Annotated in this window: 17 protein-coding genes and 1 pseudogene; 7 read left to right on the forward strand and 11 right to left on the reverse strand. The window is 73.0% G+C overall.

Annotation, left to right across the window (positions count from 1 at the left end):
• The first annotated feature begins 138 nt into the window (after nt 1-138).
• Nucleotides 139-1,233 (forward strand): hypothetical protein, encoded by a 1,095-nt coding sequence (locus tag F1C76_00815; GenBank protein QNG35341.1) that lies wholly within the window; start codon nt 139-141, stop codon nt 1,231-1,233.
• An 11-nt stretch (nt 1,234-1,244) separates the two neighbouring features.
• Nucleotides 1,245-2,111, forward strand: coding sequence for a hypothetical protein (locus F1C76_00820; protein ID QNG35342.1), 867 nt, complete (start codon nt 1,245-1,247; stop codon nt 2,109-2,111).
• A 1-nt stretch (nt 2,112) separates the two neighbouring features.
• On the opposite strand, the gene F1C76_00825 is transcribed toward F1C76_00820, so the two are convergent.
• The 10 genes and pseudogenes from F1C76_00825 to F1C76_00870 form a co-directional block, all read right to left on the reverse strand.
• Complete coding sequence (locus tag F1C76_00825) at nt 2,113-2,733, reverse strand: GNAT family N-acetyltransferase (protein ID QNG38909.1); 621 nt, start codon at nt 2,731-2,733, stop codon at nt 2,113-2,115.
• A gap of 2 nt (nt 2,734-2,735) precedes the next feature.
• Nucleotides 2,736-3,065 carry a metal-sulfur cluster assembly factor gene (locus F1C76_00830; GenBank protein ID QNG38910.1) on the reverse strand — a complete coding sequence of 110 codons (330 nt, stop codon included), beginning with the start codon at nt 3,063-3,065 and terminating at the stop codon, nt 2,736-2,738.
• A gap of 47 nt (nt 3,066-3,112) precedes the next feature.
• Nucleotides 3,113-3,592 (reverse strand): SUF system NifU family Fe-S cluster assembly protein, encoded by a 480-nt coding sequence (locus F1C76_00835; GenBank protein ID QNG35343.1) that lies wholly within the window; start codon nt 3,590-3,592, stop codon nt 3,113-3,115.
• Complete coding sequence (locus F1C76_00840; protein ID QNG35344.1) at nt 3,592-4,914, reverse strand: cysteine desulfurase; 1,323 nt, start codon at nt 4,912-4,914, stop codon at nt 3,592-3,594. Before F1C76_00840 ends, F1C76_00835 begins: the two co-directional genes overlap by 1 nt.
• Nucleotides 4,911-5,738: a Fe-S cluster assembly ATPase SufC gene (sufC, locus tag F1C76_00845; GenBank protein QNG35345.1), complete on the reverse strand. Its 828-nt coding sequence runs from the start codon at nt 5,736-5,738 to the stop codon at nt 4,911-4,913. Before sufC ends, F1C76_00840 begins: the two co-directional genes overlap by 4 nt.
• Nucleotides 5,739-5,748: 10 nt before the next feature.
• Complete coding sequence (locus F1C76_00850; protein QNG35346.1) at nt 5,749-6,081, reverse strand: non-heme iron oxygenase ferredoxin subunit; 333 nt, start codon at nt 6,079-6,081, stop codon at nt 5,749-5,751.
• A complete protein-coding gene (gene sufD, locus F1C76_00855; GenBank protein QNG38911.1) occupies nt 6,078-7,334 on the reverse strand; it encodes a Fe-S cluster assembly protein SufD in 1,257 nt (418 codons plus the stop codon). The genes F1C76_00850 and sufD overlap by 4 nt, the downstream gene beginning before the upstream one ends.
• 68 nt (nt 7,335-7,402) lie before the next feature.
• Nucleotides 7,403-8,840: pseudogene (gene sufB / locus F1C76_00860) on the reverse strand (Fe-S cluster assembly protein SufB).
• Nucleotides 8,837-9,637 carry a transcriptional regulator gene (locus F1C76_00865; GenBank protein QNG35347.1) on the reverse strand — a complete coding sequence of 267 codons (801 nt, stop codon included), beginning with the start codon at nt 9,635-9,637 and terminating at the stop codon, nt 8,837-8,839. The pseudogene sufB and the gene F1C76_00865 overlap by 4 nt, the downstream one beginning before the upstream one ends.
• 136 nt (nt 9,638-9,773) lie before the next feature.
• On the reverse strand, nt 9,774-12,206 hold the full coding sequence (locus F1C76_00870) for an ATP-dependent Clp protease ATP-binding subunit (GenBank protein ID QNG35348.1): 2,433 nt from the start codon (nt 12,204-12,206) through the stop codon (nt 9,774-9,776).
• A 152-nt stretch (nt 12,207-12,358) separates the two neighbouring features.
• Between F1C76_00870 and F1C76_00875 the strand changes: the two genes are divergently transcribed.
• The gene (locus tag F1C76_00875; protein QNG35349.1) at nt 12,359-13,270 is read left to right on the forward strand and encodes a heme A synthase; all 912 of its coding nucleotides are present in this window, start codon (nt 12,359-12,361) and stop codon (nt 13,268-13,270) included.
• Nucleotides 13,271-13,389: 119 nt separating this feature from the next.
• Nucleotides 13,390-14,265 (forward strand): DUF559 domain-containing protein, encoded by an 876-nt coding sequence (locus F1C76_00880; GenBank protein ID QNG35350.1) that lies wholly within the window; start codon nt 13,390-13,392, stop codon nt 14,263-14,265.
• 72 nt (nt 14,266-14,337) lie between these two features.
• On the opposite strand, the gene F1C76_00885 is transcribed toward F1C76_00880, so the two are convergent.
• On the reverse strand, nt 14,338-15,255 hold the full coding sequence (locus F1C76_00885) for a protoheme IX farnesyltransferase (GenBank protein ID QNG38912.1): 918 nt from the start codon (nt 15,253-15,255) through the stop codon (nt 14,338-14,340).
• A 307-nt stretch (nt 15,256-15,562) separates the two neighbouring features.
• Between F1C76_00885 and F1C76_00890 the strand changes: the two genes are divergently transcribed.
• The 3 genes from F1C76_00890 (at nt 15,563) to F1C76_00900 (ending at nt 20,481) form a co-directional block, all read left to right on the forward strand.
• Complete coding sequence (locus F1C76_00890) at nt 15,563-17,776, forward strand: transketolase (protein QNG35351.1); 2,214 nt, start codon at nt 15,563-15,565, stop codon at nt 17,774-17,776.
• Nucleotides 17,777-17,787: 11 nt separating this feature from the next.
• Nucleotides 17,788-18,891 (forward strand): transaldolase, encoded by a 1,104-nt coding sequence (tal, locus tag F1C76_00895; GenBank protein ID QNG35352.1) that lies wholly within the window; start codon nt 17,788-17,790, stop codon nt 18,889-18,891.
• Nucleotides 18,892-18,963: 72 nt separating this feature from the next.
• Nucleotides 18,964-20,481: a glucose-6-phosphate dehydrogenase gene (locus F1C76_00900; protein QNG35353.1), complete on the forward strand. Its 1,518-nt coding sequence runs from the start codon at nt 18,964-18,966 to the stop codon at nt 20,479-20,481.
• Nucleotides 20,482-20,490: the final 9 nt, after the last annotated feature.

Below are 20,490 nucleotides of genomic sequence, written 5' to 3' on the forward strand. Positions count from 1 at the left end.
GGGGCCGGGTTCCGAGGGGTTGCGACGGTGACGTCGGCGGCACCTGGCGCGCAGCTCGGGGCCGCGCCGGGCGGTCCACGCCCCTACCGTGGGCGGGTCGGCGCCTCCTCGCGCCGCCCGGTCGAGGTGGAGGTGCTGGTGCAGGCTCCCCCGCGCGCCTACCCCCCGCCACCGCCACCCCCGTACCCGCCGCCGACCCCGCCGGCCGCGTCGCCGTCTCGGCTGCCCGGCGTCAGCGCCCAGCAGGTCGTGCTGGGCACCGCCGTCGTCACCGTGCTGGGCTTCGTCCTCGCTGCCGCCCAGGTCGGTGCGTGGGTGGGCCTCGCGGTCGCCGCGCTGTTCGCCGTGGCCGGCGGCGCCTGCGCGTTCCTGGTGGCCCGCAGCGGGGCCGCGACGACCGCGGAGGCCCTGGCCGTCACCTCGGTGCTCACCACCGCCGCGGGGATCGGGCTGTGGGCGCGTGGCGAGCCGACCCCGGCGCCGCTCGTGGCCGCCCTCGCCGCCACCGCCGCCCTGCTGTGGACCGCGCTGCAGGTGGCCCCGGACCGGCTGCGCACCTGGCCGGTCGCCGCCCTGGTCGCCGGTCAGGTGGCCGTCCTGGCCTGGCTGGCCACCGACCCGCGCCCGTGGGACACCCCGGTCGGCGGCGCGGTGCTGGCTGTCGTCCTCCTCGCCGTGGCCGGGGTCGGGCTGGCCGTCGCCTGGACCGCGGACGGCGCGGGCCACGGGCTCCTCTCCCGGGTCGGGCTGCTCACCGCCGTGCCGTGGTGGGTGACCGGTGTCGTCGTCGCCCAGCAGGCGGCGTGGGGCGGTGCCGTCCCCGCCGCCGGGGCGACGGTGCTGGCCGGGGCCGGGCTGCTGGTCACCGCGGCCGACCGGGTGCCCGCCCTGCCCACCGGCGACCGGGACGTCGTCCCGGTGCTGGCCGGGGTGACCGCCGGCCTCGGGGTCGCCGGCGCGGCCCACGCGACGGGCGCGGACGCGGTGTCGCTGTCCGGGGTGGCCGGGCTGCTGCTCGCCGCCCTGGTGGCGGTGGCGGCCGCCCGCGGGAAGGACTGGGTGCCCCGGGACGCCGGGCTCGCCGCGGCCGTGGTGCTGACCGTGCTCGCGGTGCTGCAGGACGTCGCCGCGGGCCGGTGGGGCTGGGTCGCCCTGCTCCTGGTCTTCACCGCGCTCGCGTCGGGCTGCTGTCGGCCCGCCGGTCGGAGAGCCGTCCGGAGACCATCCCGCTGACCGTCGGCTCGGTGGCTGCGGCGCTGCTGCTGGCCCTGACCGATGCGCCGGAGACCGGGATCGGGGCGGTGCTGGTGCTGGTGGCCGTGACCGCCGTGGTCCAGGCCGTCGTCCTGGCCCGGCGCCCCGCCCGGTCGGTGGCGGAGCCGGCCCTGGACGCGCAGGGGCATCCCGACCTCCGTGCCGCCTTCTCCCCGGCGGAGGGCGGCAGCCGCGCCACCGTGGCGGCGGACGGCCCCGGCGACGCCGACCGCCGGGCCTCGGCACCGACCGCGACCAGCGGCGCGGTGACCGGGGTCGTCGGGGTGCTGGTGGCCGCCGGGGGTGACCCGGCGTGGGTCACCCCCGTGCTGCTGGCCGTGCTGGGCGCATCACTGCTGGGCTACGCCGCGGCGACGCACCGTCCGGCGCACCTGGGCGCCGGGCTGCTCGTGCTGGCCGCGTGGTCGGCCACCGGTCAGCTGGGCTGGACCGGGCTGGAGCGGTGGACGGTCCCGCTGGCCCTGGGGCTGCTGCTGGCCCGGGGCCGGGAGCTGCAGGACGGGCCGTCGTGGCCGACCTGGGGGCCGGCGGTCGCGGTCGGCCTGCTGCCCTCGCTCGCCCTGGTGCTCCTCGACCCCGCCGAACCACGGCACCCGGTGCTGCTGGTCGCCGGGGTGGCCGTCGCGCTGCTCGGCGTCGCCGGGCGGCTGCGTGCACCCTTCCAGCTGGGCACGCTGACCGTGGCCGGGGCGGCCGTCGCCTGGGCCGTCGACGCCGTGCCCGGACCCGGGCTGCTGGCGTTGCTGCTGGCCGGGTTGCTGTTGTTCTGGCTCGCCTGGGGCGCCGACCGCGAGGCCGGCAGCACGCTGCGCGAACGGGTCGCGGCCTTCCGCTGAGTCAGCTGCCGAACAGCGACTCGGCGCAGACCGGGCGGTACCCCGCCAGCAGGAACGACCGCAGCGACGCGGTGTTCGCCGGCGCCACCTGGGCCCACAGCGGACCGGTCACGAGCGCCGGGGCGGCGGCGGCCAGGGCGGTGCCCAGCCCCCGGCCGCGGGCGTCCGGGTCGACCTCGATCGAGACCTCCCAGCGTCCGGCCAGGCCCCGTCCGAGGGTCAGCACCCCGGCGCCGTCCGCCGTGCCCAGCACCTGCACGGCGGTGCGGTGTCGGTGCGCCCGCTGCACCCGCGGGTGGTCGCCTGCTTCCAGCGGCTGTAACGGGATGCCCGGGGCCCGCGCGGGCGGCGCGACGAGGACGGCGTCCACCACACCCGGCTCGACCCCGGTCTCGTCGGCCAACGCCGACAGGAACCGCGCGGAGAGCGGGGCGGCGATGGGATCCGGCGACCGTGCGATCCAGTCCGTCACCCAGGCCGGGTCGACGTCGGCGCCGACCACGGCCCAGGCGGTGCCGCCCACGACGACGGCCCGCGCCCCGAGGGGCGTGGGCCGTGTCGTGACGCTGCCGTCAGCCGGCGGGTGCTCCCCCGCTGCCAGCGCGTCGAACAGGTCGTCCAGTGCTAGACCCGGAACCCGAGGGCGCGGAGCTGCTCCCGACCGTCGTCGGTGATCTTGTCCGGGCCCCACGGCGGCATCCAGACCCAGTTGATCCGGATGTCATCGACCAGGCCGGGGCCGGGGCCGCCGGTGAGGGCCTGGCGGGCCTGGTCCTCGATGACGTCGGTCAGCGGGCAGGCCGCCGAGGTCAGCGTCATGTCGATGACGGCGACGTTGGCGTCGTCCACCTCGATGCCGTAGACGAGGCCCAGGTCGACGACGTTGACCCCGAGCTCGGGGTCGACGACGTCACGCATGGCCTCCTCGAGCTCCTCGAGGTCGGGCTTGATCAGCGGGGCCGCGGGGGCAGCGGTCTCGACGGTGGTCTCGGTGGTCTCGCTCATGCGGACTCCTCCGTGGTCGGGGTGGGGTCGGACGGCGTCCAGGCACGGGCGCTGGCGTCCTTCAGGGCCATCCAGCTCATCAGCGCGCACTTGACCCGCGCCGGGTACTTCGACACCCCGGCGAACGCGACGGCGTCCTCCAGGCTGTCCTCGAGCTCGTCGGCCACGGACGTGTCGCCCTTGGCCTGCATCAACCGGACGAAGTCCTCACCGGTGGCCAGGGCCTCGGTCACGCTCTTGCCGACGACCAGGTCGTACATCGCCGACACCGAGGCCTGGCTGATCGAGCAGCCCTGCCCCTCGTAGGAGACGTCGGTCAGGGTGTCGCCCTCGACCTTGACCCGCAGGGTCACCTCGTCGCCGCACGTGGGGTTGACGTGGTGCACCTCGGCGTCGAACGGGTCACGCAGACCGCGGCCGTGGGGGTTCCGGTAGTGGTCCAGGATGATCTCCTGGTACATGTCCTGCAGCTTCATCAGGCCTCCTCCACCGCGTCAACACCGAAGAACCGCTGGGCATGCCGGACGGCCTCGACCAGGGCGTCGACGTCGTCGTACCCGGTGTGCACGTAGAACGTGGCGCGGGTGGTGGCCGGTACGCCCATCCGGCGGACGACGGGCCACGCGCAGTGGTGCCCGACCCGGACGGCGACGCCCTGGTCGTCGAGCACCTGGCCGACGTCGTGCGGGTGGATGCCGTCGACGGTGAAGCTGATCGCTCCCCCGCGGGCCACGGTGTCGGCCGGGCCGATCACCCGGACGCCCGGGATCGCCTGCAGCTGCGCCAGGGCGTACTCGGTGAGCGCCTCCTCGTGGGCCAGGACGGTGTCCATGCCCAGCGCGGTGAGGTAGTCGCACGCCGCGGCCAGCCCGACGACCTGCGCGGTCATCGGCACACCGGCCTCGAAGCGCTGCGGCGGCGGGGCGAAGGTGCTGCCCTCCATCCGGACGACCTCGATCATCGAGCCCCCGGTGAGGAACGGCGGCAACGCCGCCAGCACCTCGGCGCGGCCCCAGAGCACGCCGACCCCGGTTGGTCCGAGCATCTTGTGCCCGGAGAACACCAGGAAGTCCGCACCCAGCGCGGCCACGTCGACCGGCTGGTGCGGCACGGACTGCGCGCCGTCGACCATCACCAGCGCACCGACCTCGTGGGCGCGGGCGATGATCGGGGCCAGCGGCGGCATCGTGCCCAGGATGTTCGACTGCTGGGTGACCGTGACGAGCTTGGTGCGCTCGTTGACCACGGTGTCCAGGTCCGACAGGTCCAGCCGGCCCTCGTCCGTGATCCCCAGCCAACGCAGGGTCGCCCCGGTGCGCTCGCAGAGCTGCTGCCACGGGATGAGGTTGGCGTGGTGCTCCATCTCGGTCACCACGATCTCGTCGCCCTGACCGACCGCGTACCGGTGGAACTCCGGCTCCTTGGCGGTGACCGCGTTGCTCATCGCGTACGCCACCAGGTTGATCGCCTCGGTGGAGTTGCGGGTGAACACGACCTCGTCGGTCTGCGCGCCGATGAAGGAGGCGATCGTCGCCCGGGCCTGCTCGTAGGCCTCGGTGGCCTCCTCGGCCAGGGCGTGCGCACCCCGGTGCGGGGCGGCGTTGACGTTCTCGTAGAACCAGCGCTCGGCGTCCAGCACCTGGCGTGGCTTCTGCGAGGTGGCACCGGAGTCCAGGTAGACCAGCCGCTTCCCGTCCCGGACCGTGCGGCCCAGGATCGGGAAGTCGGCGCGGACCGCCTCGACGTCCAGCGGGAGCGGTGCGCGCTCCGTCTCGGAGCGCGAGGCGGTCACGGTCATGCCGTGGCCGACCCGCTCAGCGAGGCAGCGGCGTCGGAGGCGACCAGCGCGTCGGCGTCGGCCTTGAGGTAGGAGGCGTAGCCCTCGGCCTCCAGCTTGTCGGCCAGCTCCTTGCCGCCCTCCTCGACGACCCGGCCGGCCACGAAGACGTGCACGAAGTCGGGCTCGATGTAGCGCAGGATCCGGGTGTAGTGCGTGATCAGCAGGACGCCGACGGCGCTGCTGGCCTTGGCCCGGTTGACGCCCTCGGAGACCACGCGCAGGGCGTCGACGTCCAGGCCCGAGTCGGTCTCGTCGAGGATCGCCATCTTCGGCTTGAGCAGGCCCATCTGGAGGATCTCGTGGCGCTTCTTCTCACCACCGGAGAAGCCCTCGTTGACGTTGCGCTCGGCGAAGGCGGCGTCCATCTCGAGCGCCTCCATCTCGGTGCGCACGTCCTTGACCCAGGTGCGCAGCTTGGGCGCCTGGCCGGTGACGGCGGTGGCCGCGGTGCGCAGGAAGTTCGACACCGAGACGCCGGGCACCTCGACCGGGTACTGCATGGCCAGGAACAGGCCGGCCCGGGCGCGCTCGTCGACGGTCATCGCGAGGACGTCCTCGCCGTCGAGGGTGACCGTGCCGCCGGTGATCGTGTACTTCGGGTGCCCGGCGATGGAGTAGGCCAGGGTGGACTTGCCGGAGCCGTTGGGGCCCATGATCGCGTGGGTCTCGCCGCTGCGGATGGTGAGGTCGACGCCGCGGAGGATCTCCTTGGTCTCGTCGCCCTCCCCGACCGTGACGTGCAGGTCGCGGATCTCCAGCACGCTGCCGGTGGTCTCGCTCATGTGATGCCTCTCAGTTCTCGGCCGCGGAGGTGTCGACGAGGACGTCGTCGCCCTCGACGCGGACCGGGTGGGTGGTGACCGGCTGGTTCGCCGGCAGGTTGGTGGGTGCGCCGGTGCGCAGGTCGAAGCACGACCCGTGCCAGGTGCACTCGATGGTGGGGACGCCGTCGATCACCTCGACGTCGCCGTCGCTGAGCGGGTAGTCCTGGTGCGAGCACAGGTCGGTGAGTGCGTAGACCTGTCCGTCGTACCGGGCGAGGACCAGCTCGAGGTCCCCGAGGACGACAGGCGTGGCGCCGTCCTCGGGGACCTCGGAGAGGGCACAGGCCCGCTGGAAGCTCATGCCGGCTGGAGCTCCGTGGCGTGCTCGTCCACGTCCTGGGCCTCGAGGCCCGGCAGGGCACCCAGGCGCTGCTCGATGGTGCCCATCAGCCGGTCGGCCAGCGCGGGGACGGCGATCTTCTGCACGACGTCGGCGAAGAAGCCGCGGACGACGAGCCGGCGGGCGGTCTCGGCGTCGATGCCACGCGAGCAGAGGTAGAACAGCTGCTCGTCGTCGAACCGGCCGGTGGCGCTGGCGTGGCCGGCGCTGACGATCTCACCGGTCTCGATCTCGAGGTTGGGCACCGAGTCGGCGCGGGCGCCGTCGGTGAGCACCAGGTTGCGGTTGAGCTCGTAGGTCTCGGTGCCGGTCGCCGCGGGGCGGATCCGGACGTCCCCGACCCACACGGTGTGCGCGGCCTCGCCCTGCAGCGCGCCCTTGTAGACGACGTTGCTGACGCAGTTGGGCGTGGCGTGGTCGACCCAGAGGCGGTGCTCCTGGTGCTGGGTCTCGTCGGCGAAGTAGACGCCCGACAGCTCGGCGGTGCCGCCGGGGCCGGCGTACTCCACGTTGCTGACCAGCCGGACCATGTCCCCGCCGAGGGTCACCACGACCTGGCGGAAGGTGGCGTCCCGGCCGACGACGGCGTCGTACTGGCCGCCGTGCGCGGTCCCGGGGGCCCACTCCTGCACGCTGATCAGCTCGACGTGCGCGCCGTCGCCGACGAGCACGGTGACCGAGCCGGCGTACTTGGCCGAGCCGGAGTGGTCCAGCACGACGGTCGCCTTGGCGAACCGGCCGACCTCGATCACGGTCTGGCCCCACACGACCTCGTCGGAGCCGGTGCCGCGCAGCGACAGCGTCACCGGGCGGTCCAGCTGTGCCTCGGCGGGCACGCGGACGACGGTCGCGCCACCGGCGTTGACCCGGGTCAGGGCCGCGAGCCGGTCGACCGGCTTGGGCAGGCCCTGCAGGATCGCGTCGTCGGCACCGACGGTGGTCAGCTCGACCCCGTCGGGCAGGTCGGTCTGCAGCTCCAGGCGGGCGTCGGACGCCGCACCCTCGAGCAGCGGGCGGACCCGCTTCATCGGGGTGAAGCGCCAGGACTCCTCGCGACCGGTGACGACGGGAAAGTCCTCGGGGTCGTCGGAGGAGAACCGCTCGGCCGGCGAGCCGGTCGGCGCGGGACCGCCGTGGCTGTGCGCACCCGCCCCGGCACCGGCGGTGCCGGTGTCGGAGGCCGGGGTGGTCGGCGGGCCGGCCTGCGCACCCACGCCGGGGGCGAAGAGCTCGCCGGCGAGGGCCGCGGAGTCGGTCGTGAGGGTCGTCTGTGGGTCGGTCATCAGCCGACGGCACCTTCCATCTGCAGCTCGATCAGGCGGTTCAGCTCGAGGGCGTACTCCATCGGCAGCTCCCGGGCGATCGGCTCGACGAAGCCGCGTACGACCATCGCCATCGCCTCGTCCTCGGAGAGACCACGGCTCATCAGGTAGAAGAGCTGGTCCTCGCTGACCCGGGAGACGGTCGCCTCGTGGCCCATGGACACGTCGTCCTCGCGGACGTCGACGTAGGGGTAGGTGTCCGAGCGGCTGATCGTGTCGACCAGCAGCGCGTCGCACTTCACCGTGGAGCGGGAGCCGTGGGCGCCCTCGTCGATCTGCACCAGGCCCCGGTAGGAGGTCCGGCCGCCACCGCGGGCGACGGACTTGCTGATGATGTTCGAGGAGGTGTGCGGGGCGGCGTGCACCATCTTGGCGCCGGCGTCCTGGTGCTGACCCTCGCCGGCGAAGGCGATCGAGAGCACCTCGCCCTTGGCATGCTCACCGGTCATCCACACGGCCGGGTACTTCATCGTCACCTTGGAGCCGATGTTGCCGTCGACCCACTCCATGGTCGCGCCCTCGTGGGCCACGGCCCGCTTGGTGACCAGGTTGTAGACGTTGTTCGACCAGTTCTGGATGGTCGTGTACCGGCAGCGCGCGTTCTTCTTCACGACGATCTCGACGACCGCGGAGTGCAGCGAGTCCGACTTGTAGATCGGCGCGGTGCAGCCCTCGACGTAGTGCACGTAGGCGCCCTCGTCGATGATCATCAGGGTCCGCTCGAACTGGCCCATGTTCTCGGTGTTGATCCGGAAGTAGGCCTGCAGCGGGATCTCCACGTTGACGCCCGGGGGCACGTAGATGAAGGAGCCACCGGACCACACGGCGGTGTTCAGCGCGGAGAACTTGTTGTCCCCGGACGGGATCACCGAGCCGAAGTACTCGCGGAACAGGTCCTCGTGCTCGCGCAGCGCGGTGTCGGTGTCCAGGAACAGGACGCCCTGCTCCTCGAGGTCCTCGCGGATCGAGTGGTAGACGACCTCGGACTCGTACTGGGCGGCGACCACCGGAGACCAGGCGCTGCTTCTCGGCCTCGGGGATGCCCAGCTTGTCGTAGGTGTTCTTGATGTCGGCCGGGAGGTCGTCCCAGGTCGCGGCCTGCTTCTCCGTCGACCGCACGAAGTACTTGATGTTGTCGAAGTCGATGCCGGAGAGGTCGGAACCCCAGTCGGGCATGGGCTTCTTGCCGAAGATCTTGAGGGCCTTGAGGCGGCGCTCGAGCATCCACTCCGGCTCGTTCTTGCGGCGGGAGATGTCCCGCACGACGTCCTCGTCGATGCCACGACGGGACGAGGCGCCGGCGACGTCGGCGTCCGCCCAGCCGTACTTGTAGCGGCCGAGCTGGTCGATCTGCTCGTCCTGGGTCAGGGGGGTGACCGGCTGCTCTGTGGTGGTCATGCGGGTGTCCTCTCCCGGGCGGTCTGTCGGGTGTGGCTCGGTGCGGGGCGGCGCTGGTCCGCCCGCTCGTTCTGTACAGGGCCGAGCGGGCGGGTTGTGTTCCCGCCCGGACGGCTCCCGGGTATGTGGGTGGTGCAGACCCCGTCGCCGTGGGCGATGGTGGCCAGCCGCTGCACGTGGGTGCCGACCAGCCGGCCGATGACCGCGGTCTCGGCCTCGCACAGCTGGGGGAACTCGGCGGCCACGTGGGCGACCGGACAGTGGTGCTGGCACAGCTGCCCACCACTGGAGATCGCCGAGGCCGAGGCAGCGTAGCCCTCGGCGGTGAGCGCCTCGGCGAGCACCTGGGCGCGGTCGGCGGGCTCCGGGCCGGTGGTCGACGCGGCCCGCTCGACGGCGGTGGAGCAGCGCTCCTCCAGCCCGGCGAGCTGCTGCTCGGCGACGTCGCGGACGGCGTCGGGGCCACCGTGCCGGGCGACGAACCGCAGCGCGGTGAGCGCCAGGTCGTCGTAGGCGTGCGGGAAGCCCGAGCGGCCGGCGTCGGTGAGCGTGAAGTGCCTCGCCGGACGGCCGCGGCCGCGAACCGACCCGGGCAGCGCACGCTCGGCGACCCGGCCCTCGGCCACGAGGGAGTCCAGGTGCCGGCGGACGGCGGCCGGGGAGACCCCCAGCCGGGTGGCCAGCTCGGTCGCGGTCTGGGCGCCGTGCTCGAGCAGGAGCCCGGTCACGCGGTCGCGGGTGCGCCCGTCGTCGGCCGGTGCCGACGTGCGGGCGGACTGCGCCGCGGTGGATTCCACAACACGAGTGTGCGCTATATCCGGAGGCTCGCAAGCAAGGTCGCCCTAACCCGAACGCCCTGCTCCGGGCACGGAACGGGGCCCGGACGACGGGCGTCCGGGCCCCGTGACGGGTCGGGTGGCACTGCGTGCCAGGTCAGACGGCGACCGGCTCCTCGAGCGGCTGCTCGACGACCAGGTCGAGCTCGCCGTCGACGACCCCGACGACCAGGTGTCCACCGGCGGCCAGAGCGCCGGAGAGCACCAGCCGGGAGACGGGGTTGTCCACCGAGCGCTGGATCGTCCGCCGCAGCGGGCGGGCGCCGAACTCGGGCTCGTGGCCCCGTTCGGCCAACCAGCGCACCGCCTCGGGGGCGAACTCGACGCTGATCCCCTGGGCGGTCAGCCGGGCCCGGGTCTCCCCCAGCAGCAGGTCGGTGATCTCGGCCAGCTGGTCGGTCTCGAGCTGGCGGAAGACCACGATCTCGTCGATCCGGTTGAGGAACTCCGGTCGGAAGGAGTCCTTGAGCCGGCGCATCATCGCCGTCCGCAGCCCGTCGTCGGCCGAGCGGGTGCTGCTGCCGAAGCCCAGCGGCTCCCGGTTGCCCACCACCAGCTCCGACCCCAGGTTGCTGGTCATCACCACGACGGTGTTGCGGAAGTCGACGGTGCGGCCCTGCGCGTCGGTCAGCCGTCCGTCGTCCAGCACCTGGAGCAGCGTGTGGAAGACGTCCGGGTGGGCCTTCTCGACCTCGTCGAGCAGCACCACCGAGTACGGACGACGACGCACGGCCTCGGTGAGCTGGCCGGCGTCCTCGTACCCCACGTATCCGGGGGGCGAACCGATCAACCGGGAGACGGTGTGCCGCTCCTGGTACTCGCTCATGTCGATCCGGACCATCGTGTCCTCGTCGCCGAAGAGCGCCTCGGCCAGGGCCTTGGCCAGCTCGGTCTTGCCGACGCCGGTGGGGCCGAGGAACAGGAAGCTGCCGATCGGCCGGTCCGGGTCGCCCAGGCCGACCCTCGAGCGGCGGACCGCCTCGGCGACCACCTCGACCGCGTCGCCCTGACCGACCACCCGCTGGTGCAGGTGGTCCTCCAGGCGGAGCAGCCGCTCGCGGTCGGCCTCGGTGAGCCGGGCGGCGGGGATGCCGGTGGCCCGGCTGAGCACCTCGGCGACGTCGTCCACCCCGACCACCGGCACGTCGTCCCCGGCGCGGTCGAGCCGGGCCTGCGCCTCGGTCACCCGGTCGCGCAGCTCGGAGGCGCGCTCGTACTGCTCGGCGGCAACGGCGGCGTCCTTCTCCACCCCGAGGCGGACGAGCTCCTGCTCGAGCTGGTCACGGTCGGCGGTCGGGGCACCGGCCGTGCGGCGCCGGCGGGCACCGGCCTGGTCGACCAGGTCGATCGCCTTGTCCGGCAGCTGCCGGTCGGTGACGTACCGGTCGGACAGCTCGACGGCCGCGACGAGCGCGTCGTCGGTGAACCGCACGTGGTGGTGGTCCTCGTAGCGCTGCCGCAGCCCGCGCAGGACGAGGACGGCGTCGGCCACCGTGGGCTCGGCGACCCGCACCGGCTGGAACCGGCGCTCCAGGGCCGGGTCGGCCTCGATGCTGCGCCGGTACTCGGTCAGCGTGGTGGCGCCGATGACGTGCAGCTCGCCACGGGCCAGTGCCGGCTTGAGCATGTCGGCGGCCCCCGCGGAGCCCTGGACGGCGCCGGCCCCGACGACGGTGTGCAGCTCGTCGATGAAGAGCACCACCTCGTCGGCGTGCGCCTGCACCTCGGCGATGACGGCAGTCATCCGCTCCTCGAAGTCACCGCGGTGCTTGGTGCCGGCGACCATGCCGGTGAGGTCCAGCTCCACGAGCCGCTTGCCGCGCAGGGAGTCCGGGACGTCCTCGCCCACCATCAGCTGGGCGATGCCCTCGACGACGGCGGTCTTGCCGACACCCGCCTCGCCCAGCAGCACCGGGTTGTTCTTGGTGCGCCGGGCCAGGACGTCGACGGTCTGCTCGATCTCGGACTCCCGCCCGATCACCGGGTCCAGCCGGCCCTCGCGGGCAGCGTCGGTGAGGTCGCGACCGAACCGGTCCAGCGTCGGGGTGCTGCTGGCGGGCTCGGCCGGCTCCTGCGCGGCCTCCTGCAGCGTCTGCGGGGTGACCCCGCGGTCGGCCAGCCGCCGGCCGGCGGCGGACTCGGGGTGCGCGGACAACGCCAGGAGCAGGTGCTCCGGGCCGATCGCCGGGGAGCCGAAGGCACGGGAGAGCTGGTGGGCCTCGCGCAGGGCGCGCTCGGTGCCCGGGCTCACCGGGGGCGCGCTGTCCCGGGCGGTGCCGGTGTCGAGCCGGGCGGCCAGGTCGGCGCGCAGCAGGTCGGGGTCGGCGCCGCTGCGGGTCAGCAGGGTGCGGGTGGGCTCGACCGCGGCCAGCGCCCACAGCAGGTGGTCGGTGTCCAGGGCGGGCGCGCCCCAGCCGGCGGCCTGCCGGGTGGCCTCGGTGACGGCCTCGCGGGCCGGGTCGGTCAGCAGGGCGGTGACGTCGAAGCGACGACGGCGGGCGGCGGAGTCGGTGTCGAACGGAGTGGTCACGCGTGCACCTCTCGGGTGTCTGGGTGGCGCCGTCCCCGGCGCCCACGGACCGGTGTGTCCGCTGCCCTGTCCAGCACCGCGGTCGCCGTCGCGCTTCCTGCCGGCGCTACGCCGTCGGCGAACGACCCGTGACGGGCACCTACGCTGGGCGGGTGCCGGTCTCCTCAGCCGTCGTCAGTCGCGTCGCGCTCGCCAACCTCGTCGCCAACGGCCTCATCGTCGTCACCGGGGGTGCGGTCCGGCTCACCGGATCCGGCCTCGGCTGCCCCACGTGGCCCGAGTGCACCGACGGGTCCATCCGCCCCACCGCCGAGCTCGCCGGCCACGGGCTCATCGAGTTCGGCAACCGGCTGCTGACCTTCGTCGTCGCCGCGGTCGCCATCGCCACCGTCGTCGTGGTCTGGCGCTCGGCCCGCCGCGAGCTGCGCAAGTGGGCCGTCGGCAGCTTCCTGGGCATCCCGGCGCAGGCGCTCCTGGGCGGCGTCACCGTGCTGACCGGACTCAACCCGTGGACGGTCGCCGCGCACTTCCTCGTGTCGATGGTGCTGGTCGCGGTGGCCACGACCCTCTGGCTCCGCTCCCGGGAACCAGGCGTCGGGCAGCTGCTCGTCCGCCGTCCCTTCGCCCTGCTGGTCGCCGGCATCGCGGTCGCCGTCGCCGCCGTCCAGGTGCTGGGCACCGTGGTCACCGGCTCGGGCCCGCACTCCGGTGACCCTGAGGCCGGTCGCACAGGCCTGGACCCCGAGCTGATGAGCCAGCTGCACGCCGACGTCGTCTTCCTGCTCATCGGGCTCACCGTCGCGTTGCTGGTCGCCCTCTACGCCACCGACTCCCCCGGCCGGGTCCGCCGGGCCGCCCGGGACCTCCTCGTCGTCCAGCTCGCCCAGGGCGTCATCGGCTACGTGCAGTACTTCACCGGCCTGCCCGTCGTCCTGGTCCTGCTGCACATGGCCGGCGCGGTGCTCATCACCGCCTACACCGCCCGCCTGGTCTGGTCCGTCCGCGGCCCGGCCTCCGAGGTCCCCGTCGACGCCCCCGCCGACGCCTTCGCCTCCGCCCGCTGACCCCCGCCCCCGACGACAAGCGCCTCTGGATCCCAGAAACCGCGGTTTTTGGGATCCAGTGATGGCCGGGCCTGTGGACAACTCCGGTTCCGGGGCCGCGGCTCGACCATCCTCCCCGGGTGTCCACCCCACTCCGCCTGACCGAGGGCGTCTTCCTGGGCAGCGCCGCTGTCGCCGAGGGACTCGTCCGACCGGATGACCTTCGGCGTCGTCACCAGCGTCTCCTGCAGGGGGTGTATGCCACCCGCGGACTGCCGTTCGACCACGACACGAAGGCCCGCGGTGCGGCGCTCGTCCTGCCTCCCGGCTCCGCGATCGGCGGTCTGTCGGCCCTGGGCTGGTTCGGGGACGCGATGCTCGGCCCGGTCGACCGGGTCACGGTCATCGTCCCCTCCGGCTTGAAGTGGAGGGGCCCCCGCGAGCTGAGGGTGCACGCCAGTGACCTCGACTCCGACGACGTTCTCGTCGACCTGCGTGACGTCCCCGTCACCGATCCCTGGCGCACCGCGTGGGACATCGCCACATTGGAGCCCTTGCCCACCGCCGTCGCCGCCCTGGACATGCTCGCCCGCAGGGGGGCGCTCGACCTGGGGCGGTTCGGCACCTGGGTCGCCGACCGGGCCGGGGTCTGGGGCGTTACGCGGGTGCGTCTGGCCTTGGGGTTCACCGACGCGCGCGCCGAGTCGTTCCCCGAGTCCCGGGTGCGCGTCGCCTGTGTGCGGGACGGGCTGTCACCCGAGGTCCAGTACGTGGTTCGGGACGACGCGGGCGGGGAGATCGCCCGGGTGGACCTTGCCTTCCCGGGGCTCAAGATCGCCGTTGAGTACGACGGCGTCCACCACTTCCAGGACCAGCAGATCCCACTCGACGACGGACGGCTGGCCAGACTGCGCGCCGCCGGGTGGTCGGTGCTCCGGCTGGCCAATGCGGACCTCTACGACATGGCCGGGATCGTCCGGCGGATCCGCCAGCTGCTCGCCGAGCGTGCCCGCTGATCCCGGAAAGCGCGGATCCTGGGGGACCGCACGACCCGCCCGACCCCAGAAACCGCGGTTTTTGGAATCGGGTCAGAGGAGGACGTCGAGGACCAGGGCGACGGACAGCAGGGTCATGTAGGTGATCGACACCGAGAACAGGCGCATGGGGCGGTCGGGGCCCTCGCCCTTGATCCGGGTCAGCCAGGCGTGCGACTCGTAGACGTACCAGGCGCCCAGGGCGACGATCGGGACGGCGGAGAGGGCGCCCAGGCCGGGGGTGACCGGGACCATCAGCAAGGAGACGGCGAGGGTGCCCCAGGCCCACGCGACCGACTGCCGGCCCACGCTGACCGGTCCGGCGACGACGGAGAGCATCGGGACGCCGGCGCGGAAGTAGTCGTGCCGGTAACGGCTGGCCAGCGCCCAGAAGTGCGGCATCTGCCAGCAGAAGACGATCGCGAAGAAGACGACGGCCGGCCAGTCCAGCGAGCCGGTGACCGCAGCCCAGCCGATGAGCACCGGGGCGGCGCCGGGCAGGCCACCGAAGACGGTGTTGTGCCGGGTGCGGCGCTTGAGGACCATCGTGTAGGTGATCGAGTAGGCCAGCATCGCCACGGCGGTGAGGGCGGTGGCCAGCGGCGTGGTGAAGACCCCGAGGACGACGAGGGACACCCAGGCCAGGATCACGCCGAACAGCAGCGCCGACCGCGGGGCGATGACCCCGCTGGGGATGGGCCGGTTGCGGGTGCGGGACATCAGCCGGTCGATGTCGCGGTCGTACCAGCAGTTGATCGTGTTGGCGGCCCCCGCGGCGAGCATGCCGCCGACCAGGGTGGCGATCACCAGGCCGGTGCCGGGCCAGCCGCCGTCGGCCAGCATCATCGCCGGGAGCGTGGTGACCAGCAGCAGCTCGACGAGCTTGGGCTTGGTCAGCGAGACGTAGGCACCGACCAGGGCCAGCGGGGACGTGCGGGCCCGGGTGGTGCGGCGCTCGGCGACGGCGGTCACCGGCAGCTCGGACGGCAGGGCAGCACGGGGTATCCACACCACTTCGTCGAGGGGGCTGACGTTCACCCCATGGTATCCCTGCGGCACGTGGGGAATCCCCCGGTACCACTAGGGTTGATCACGTTGATGCTGCGCACGCAGTGGGTAGGCCCTCCGTCGACGACGACGGCGCGCCGGGCTCCCCGACGAGGGGCTCCCCGGCAGGCGGGAACACCGCTGCCACACGCACCGTCGTCCGTCCGGGTGAGCGGGGCAACCGCCACCGGGACGGGCTCGACGAACGACCGACCCGAGGAGCACCAGCCTGATGGCAGACAACAGCACCGAGTCCGAGGCACCGGCCGAGGCCGCCTCCGACAGCCCCACCGGCTCGCCTGCGCAGCCGAACCCCACGCTGCCCGAGGGCTTCACCGACCTCGACCGACGGGCCATCGACACCGCCCGCGTCCTGGCGATGGACGCGGTGCAGAAGACCGGCAACGGCCACCCCGGCACGGCGATGAGCCTGGCCCCGCTGGCCTACCTGCTGTTCCAGAAGTGGATCCAGCACGACCCGTCGGACCCCAACTGGGTCGCCCGTGACCGCTTCGTGCTCTCCCCCGGGCACACGGCGCTGACGCTCTACACCCAGCTCTACTTCTCCGGCTACGGCCTGGAGCTCGCCGACCTCGAGGCGCTGCGCACCTGGGGCTCGAAGACCCCGGGCCACCCCGAGGTCGGGCACACCACCGGCGTGGAGACCACCACCGGCCCGCTGGGCCAGGGTGTCGGCAACGCCGTGGGCATGGCGATGGCCGCCCGTCGCGAGCGGGGCCTCTACGAGCCCGACTCCGACCCGTCGGGTGAGAGCCTGTTCGACCACACCGTCTGGGCGATCGCCTCCGACGGTGACATGGAGGAGGGCATCTCCGGCGAGGCGTCCTCGCTGGCCGGCACCCAGCAGCTGGGCAACCTCGTGCTGGTCTACGACGACAACAAGATCTCGATCGAGGACGACACCACGATCGCGTTCACCGAGGACGTCGGCAAGCGCTACGAGGCCTACGGCTGGCACGTGCAGCACGTCGCGGACGGCGAGGACCTCGCGGCCTTGGACGCCGCGCTGGCCGCGGCCAAGGCCGAGACGTCGCGCCCGTCGCTGATCGTGCTGCGCACCGTCATCGCCTGGCCCTCCCCCAACAAGCAGAACACCGGTGCCGCGCACGGCTCGGCCCTCGGGGACGACGAGGTGAAGGCGACCAAGGAGGTCCTGGGCTTCGACCCGGAGCAGACCTTCGCCGTCGCCGACGAGGTGATCGCGCACACCCGCAAGGTGGTCGAGCGTGGACAGGCCGCGCACGCCGCCTGGCAGCCCCGCTTCGACGCCTGGCGCGAGAGCAACCCCGAGCAGGCCGCGCTCTACGACCGGATGCGCACCCGCACCCTGCCCGAGGGCTGGGCCGACACCCTGCCCAGCTGGGACGCCGACCCGAAGGGCCTGGCCACCCGCAAGGCCTCCGGTGAGGTGCTCGCCGCGCTCTACCCGGCGATCCCGGAGCTGTGGGGCGGCTCGGCCGACCTGGCCGAGTCCAACAACACCTCGGTCGAGGGGGCGCCGTCGTTCCTGCCGGCCAGCCGCCAGACCAAGATGTGGAGCGGGGGGCCCTACGGCCGCACGCTGCACTTCGGCATCCGCGAGCACGCCATGGGCTCGATCATGAACGGGATCGCCCTCCACGGCGGCACCCGTGTCTACGGCGGGACGTTCCTGACGTTCTCGGACTACATGCGCCCCGCCGTCCGGCTGGCCGCGCTCATGCAGCTGCCGGTCACCTACGTGTGGACGCACGACTCCATCGGCCTCGGCGAGGACGGCCCGACCCACCAGCCGATCGAGCACCTGGCCGCGCTGCGCGCCATCATCGGCCTGGACGTCGTCCGTCCCGCGGACGCCAACGAGACCGCCGTGGCCTGGCGCACGATCCTCGAGCACAACGACCGGCCGGCCGGGATCATCCTGTCCCGCCAGAACCTGCCGATCGTCGACCGCTCGGTCTTCGGCTCGGCCGAGGGCACCGCGAAGGGCGCCTACGTGCTGGCCGAGGCCAGCACCGGCACCCCTGAGGTCATCCTGATGAGCACCGGGTCCGAGGTGCAGATCGCCGTGGCCGCCCGTGAGCAGCTCGAGGCCGCGGGCACCCCGACGCGGGTCGTCTCGATCCCGTGCCAGGAGTGGTTCGCCGAGCAGGACGCGAGCTACCGCGACGAGGTCTTCCCGCCGTCGGTCAAGGCCCGGGTCAGCATCGAGGCCGCCATCGCCATGGGCTGGCGCGACTTCGTCGGCGACGCCGGCCGGATCATCGCGCTGGACCACTACGGCGCCAGCGCCCCGTACACCAAGCTCTACGAGGAGTTCGGCCTCACCGCCGAGGCGGTCGTCGCAGCCGCCCGCGAGAGCATCCAGGCCGTCGCTGCCGGCACCGGTCTCTCGACCGGTTCCGACGTCATCGGTGGCCTGCACACCCGCACCGCCGATCAGTGAAGGACGACGACATGACCCAGAACGAGAACCTGAAGGCACTGTCCGAGGCCGGCGTCAGCGTCTGGCTGGACGACCTGTCCCGCGACCTGATCCACGGCGGTGACCTGCAGCGGCTGGTCGACGAGCGCTCCGTCGTCGGCGTCACCACCAACCCGTCGATCTTCGCCGCGGCCATCAGCGGCTCGGACTCCTACGACGACCAGCTGCACGCCATGGCCGTCCGTGGGGTCACCGTCGAGGAGGCGCTGCGCACCATCACCGGTGCCGACGTCCGCGACGCCTGCGACCTGCTCGCCCCGGTCGCCGAGCGCACCGGCCGCGACGGCCGCGTCTCCCTCGAGGTCGCCCCCGGGCTGGCCCACGAGACCGACGCGACCGCCGCGGAGGCCGCCCACCTGTGGTGGCTGGTCGACCGGCCGAACCTGTTCATCAAGATCCCCGCCACCGTCGAGGGCCTGCCGGCCATCACCGAGACGATCGCCAACGGGATCAGCGTCAACGTCACGCTGATCTTCAGCCTCGACCGCTACAAGGCCGTGATGGAGGCCTACCTGGCCGGCCTGGAGAAGCGTGCCGAGGACCCCGATGCGAGCTTCGCGGGCCTGGAGAGCGTCGCGTCGTTCTTCGTGTCCCGCGTGGACACCGAGATCGACAAGCGCCTGGACGCCGCCGGTGCCGACGCCTCGCTCAAGGGCAAGGCCGGCGTCGCCAACGCCCAGCTGGCCTACCAGGCCTACGAGGAGGTCTTCTCCTCCGACCGCTGGAAGGCCCTCGAGGCCCGCGGTGCGGCCAAGCAGCGTCCGCTGTGGGCCTCCACCGGGGTCAAGAACCCCGACTACAGCGACACGATGTACCTCTCGGAGCTGGCCGCGCCCGACTCGGTGAACACCATGCCGGGCAAGACCATGGAGGCCTTCGCCGACCACGGTCGGGTGGGCAGCCCGGTCTCCGGGACCTACGCCGAGGCCGCCGCGGTGCTGCAGGCCGTGTCCGACGCGGGCATCGACCTGGACGACGTCTTCCGGGTGCTCGAGGACGAGGGCGTGCAGAAGTTCGCCGAGGCCTGGGACGAGCTCACCAGCTCGGTCCAGGAGCAGCTGCAGGACAAGAAGTGAGACCCGGGGGCCGGTGCACCGCCGCACCGGCCCCCAGCGCACCACCCCACACCCACGGCGACAGAGGGACCCATGCCCGCAAACCCGTTGCGTGACCCGAGGGACCGGCGGTTGCCCCGGGTCCCCGAACCCTGTGCGCTCGTCGTCTTCGGCATCACCGGCGACCTGGCCCGCAAGAAGCTCCTCCCCGCGGTCTACGACCTGGCGAACCGCGGCCTGCTCCCCACCAACTTCGCGCTGCTGGGCTTCGCCCGCCGCGACTGGGACGACGTCGACTTCGCCGAGCTGTCGCGGTCCGCCGCGCGGGAGCACGCCCGCACCCCGTGGCGCGAGGAGGTCTGGGAGCGGCTGGCCAACTCGGTCCGCTTCATCCAGGGCTCCTTCGACGACGACGACGCCTTCGACGAGCTGGCCCGCACGCTGGGCGAGCTCGAGGGCACGCACGGCATCGGCGGCAACGCCGCGTTCTACCTCTCCATCCCGCCCAGCCTGTTCCCGGTCGTGCTCAAGCAGATGGAGCGCACCGGGATGGCCGAGAGCACCGACGACCGCTGGCGCCGCGTCGTGGTGGAGAAGCCCTTCGGCCACGACCTGCCCTCCAGCCGCGAGCTCAACCAGCTGGTGGACTCGGTGTTCACCGCCGACGACGTCTTCCGCATCGACCACTACCTGGGCAAGGAGACCGTCCAGAACCTGCTGGCGCTGCGGTTCGCCAACACCCTGTTCGAGCCGGTCTGGAACAGCGCGCACGTCGACAGCGTCCAGATCACGATGGCCGAGGACGTCGGCATCGGCGGCCGGGCCGACTTCTACGAGCGCACGGGTGCCGCCCGCGACGTGCTGCAGAACCACCTGCTCCAGCTGCTGGCGCTCACCGCCATGGAGGAGCCGGTCGAGTTCTCCGCCGAGGAGATCCGCACCGAGAAGCTCAAGGTGCTGCGGGCCATCTCGTTGCCGGCGGACAAGGAGCGCTTCGCGGTCCGCGGGCAGTACGAGCAGGGCTGGCTGGCAGGCCAGCGGGCGACCGGCTACCGCCAGGAGGACGGCGTGGCCGACGACTCGGCCACGGAGACCTACGCCGCCGTCCGGCTGGGCGTGGAGACCCGCCGCTGGGCCGGGGTGCCGTTCTACCTGCGCACGGGCAAGCGGCTCCCCCGCCGGGTCACCGAGATCGCGCTGTCCTTCCGGCGGGCCCCGCACCTGCCCTTCGCCCCCACCGACACCGAGGAGCTGGGACACAACCAGCTCGTCGTCCGGGTGCAGCCCGACGAGGGCGTGACCCTGAAGTTCGGGTCGAAGGTGCCGGGCAGCGTCATGGAGGTCCGCGACGTGTCGATGGACTTCCTCTACGGCGAGCAGTTCACCGAGTCCTCCCCCGAGGCCTACGAGCGCCTGCTCCTCGACGTCCTGCTGGGCGATGCCACCCTGTTCCCGCGCAACGCCGAGGTCGAGGCCTCCTGGGCGGTCATCGACCCGCTGGAGGAGTACTGGGCGACGACGACGCCGTTCTCCTACCGGGCGGGCGAGTGGGGCCCCCGGGCCGCCGACGAGATGCTCGCCTCCGAGGGCCGCGCGTGGCGCCGACCGTGACCGCCGACC

The sequence above is a fragment of the Geodermatophilaceae bacterium NBWT11 genome (assembly GCA_014218215.1).
Classification (GTDB): Bacteria; Actinomycetota; Actinomycetes; order Mycobacteriales; family Geodermatophilaceae; genus Klenkia.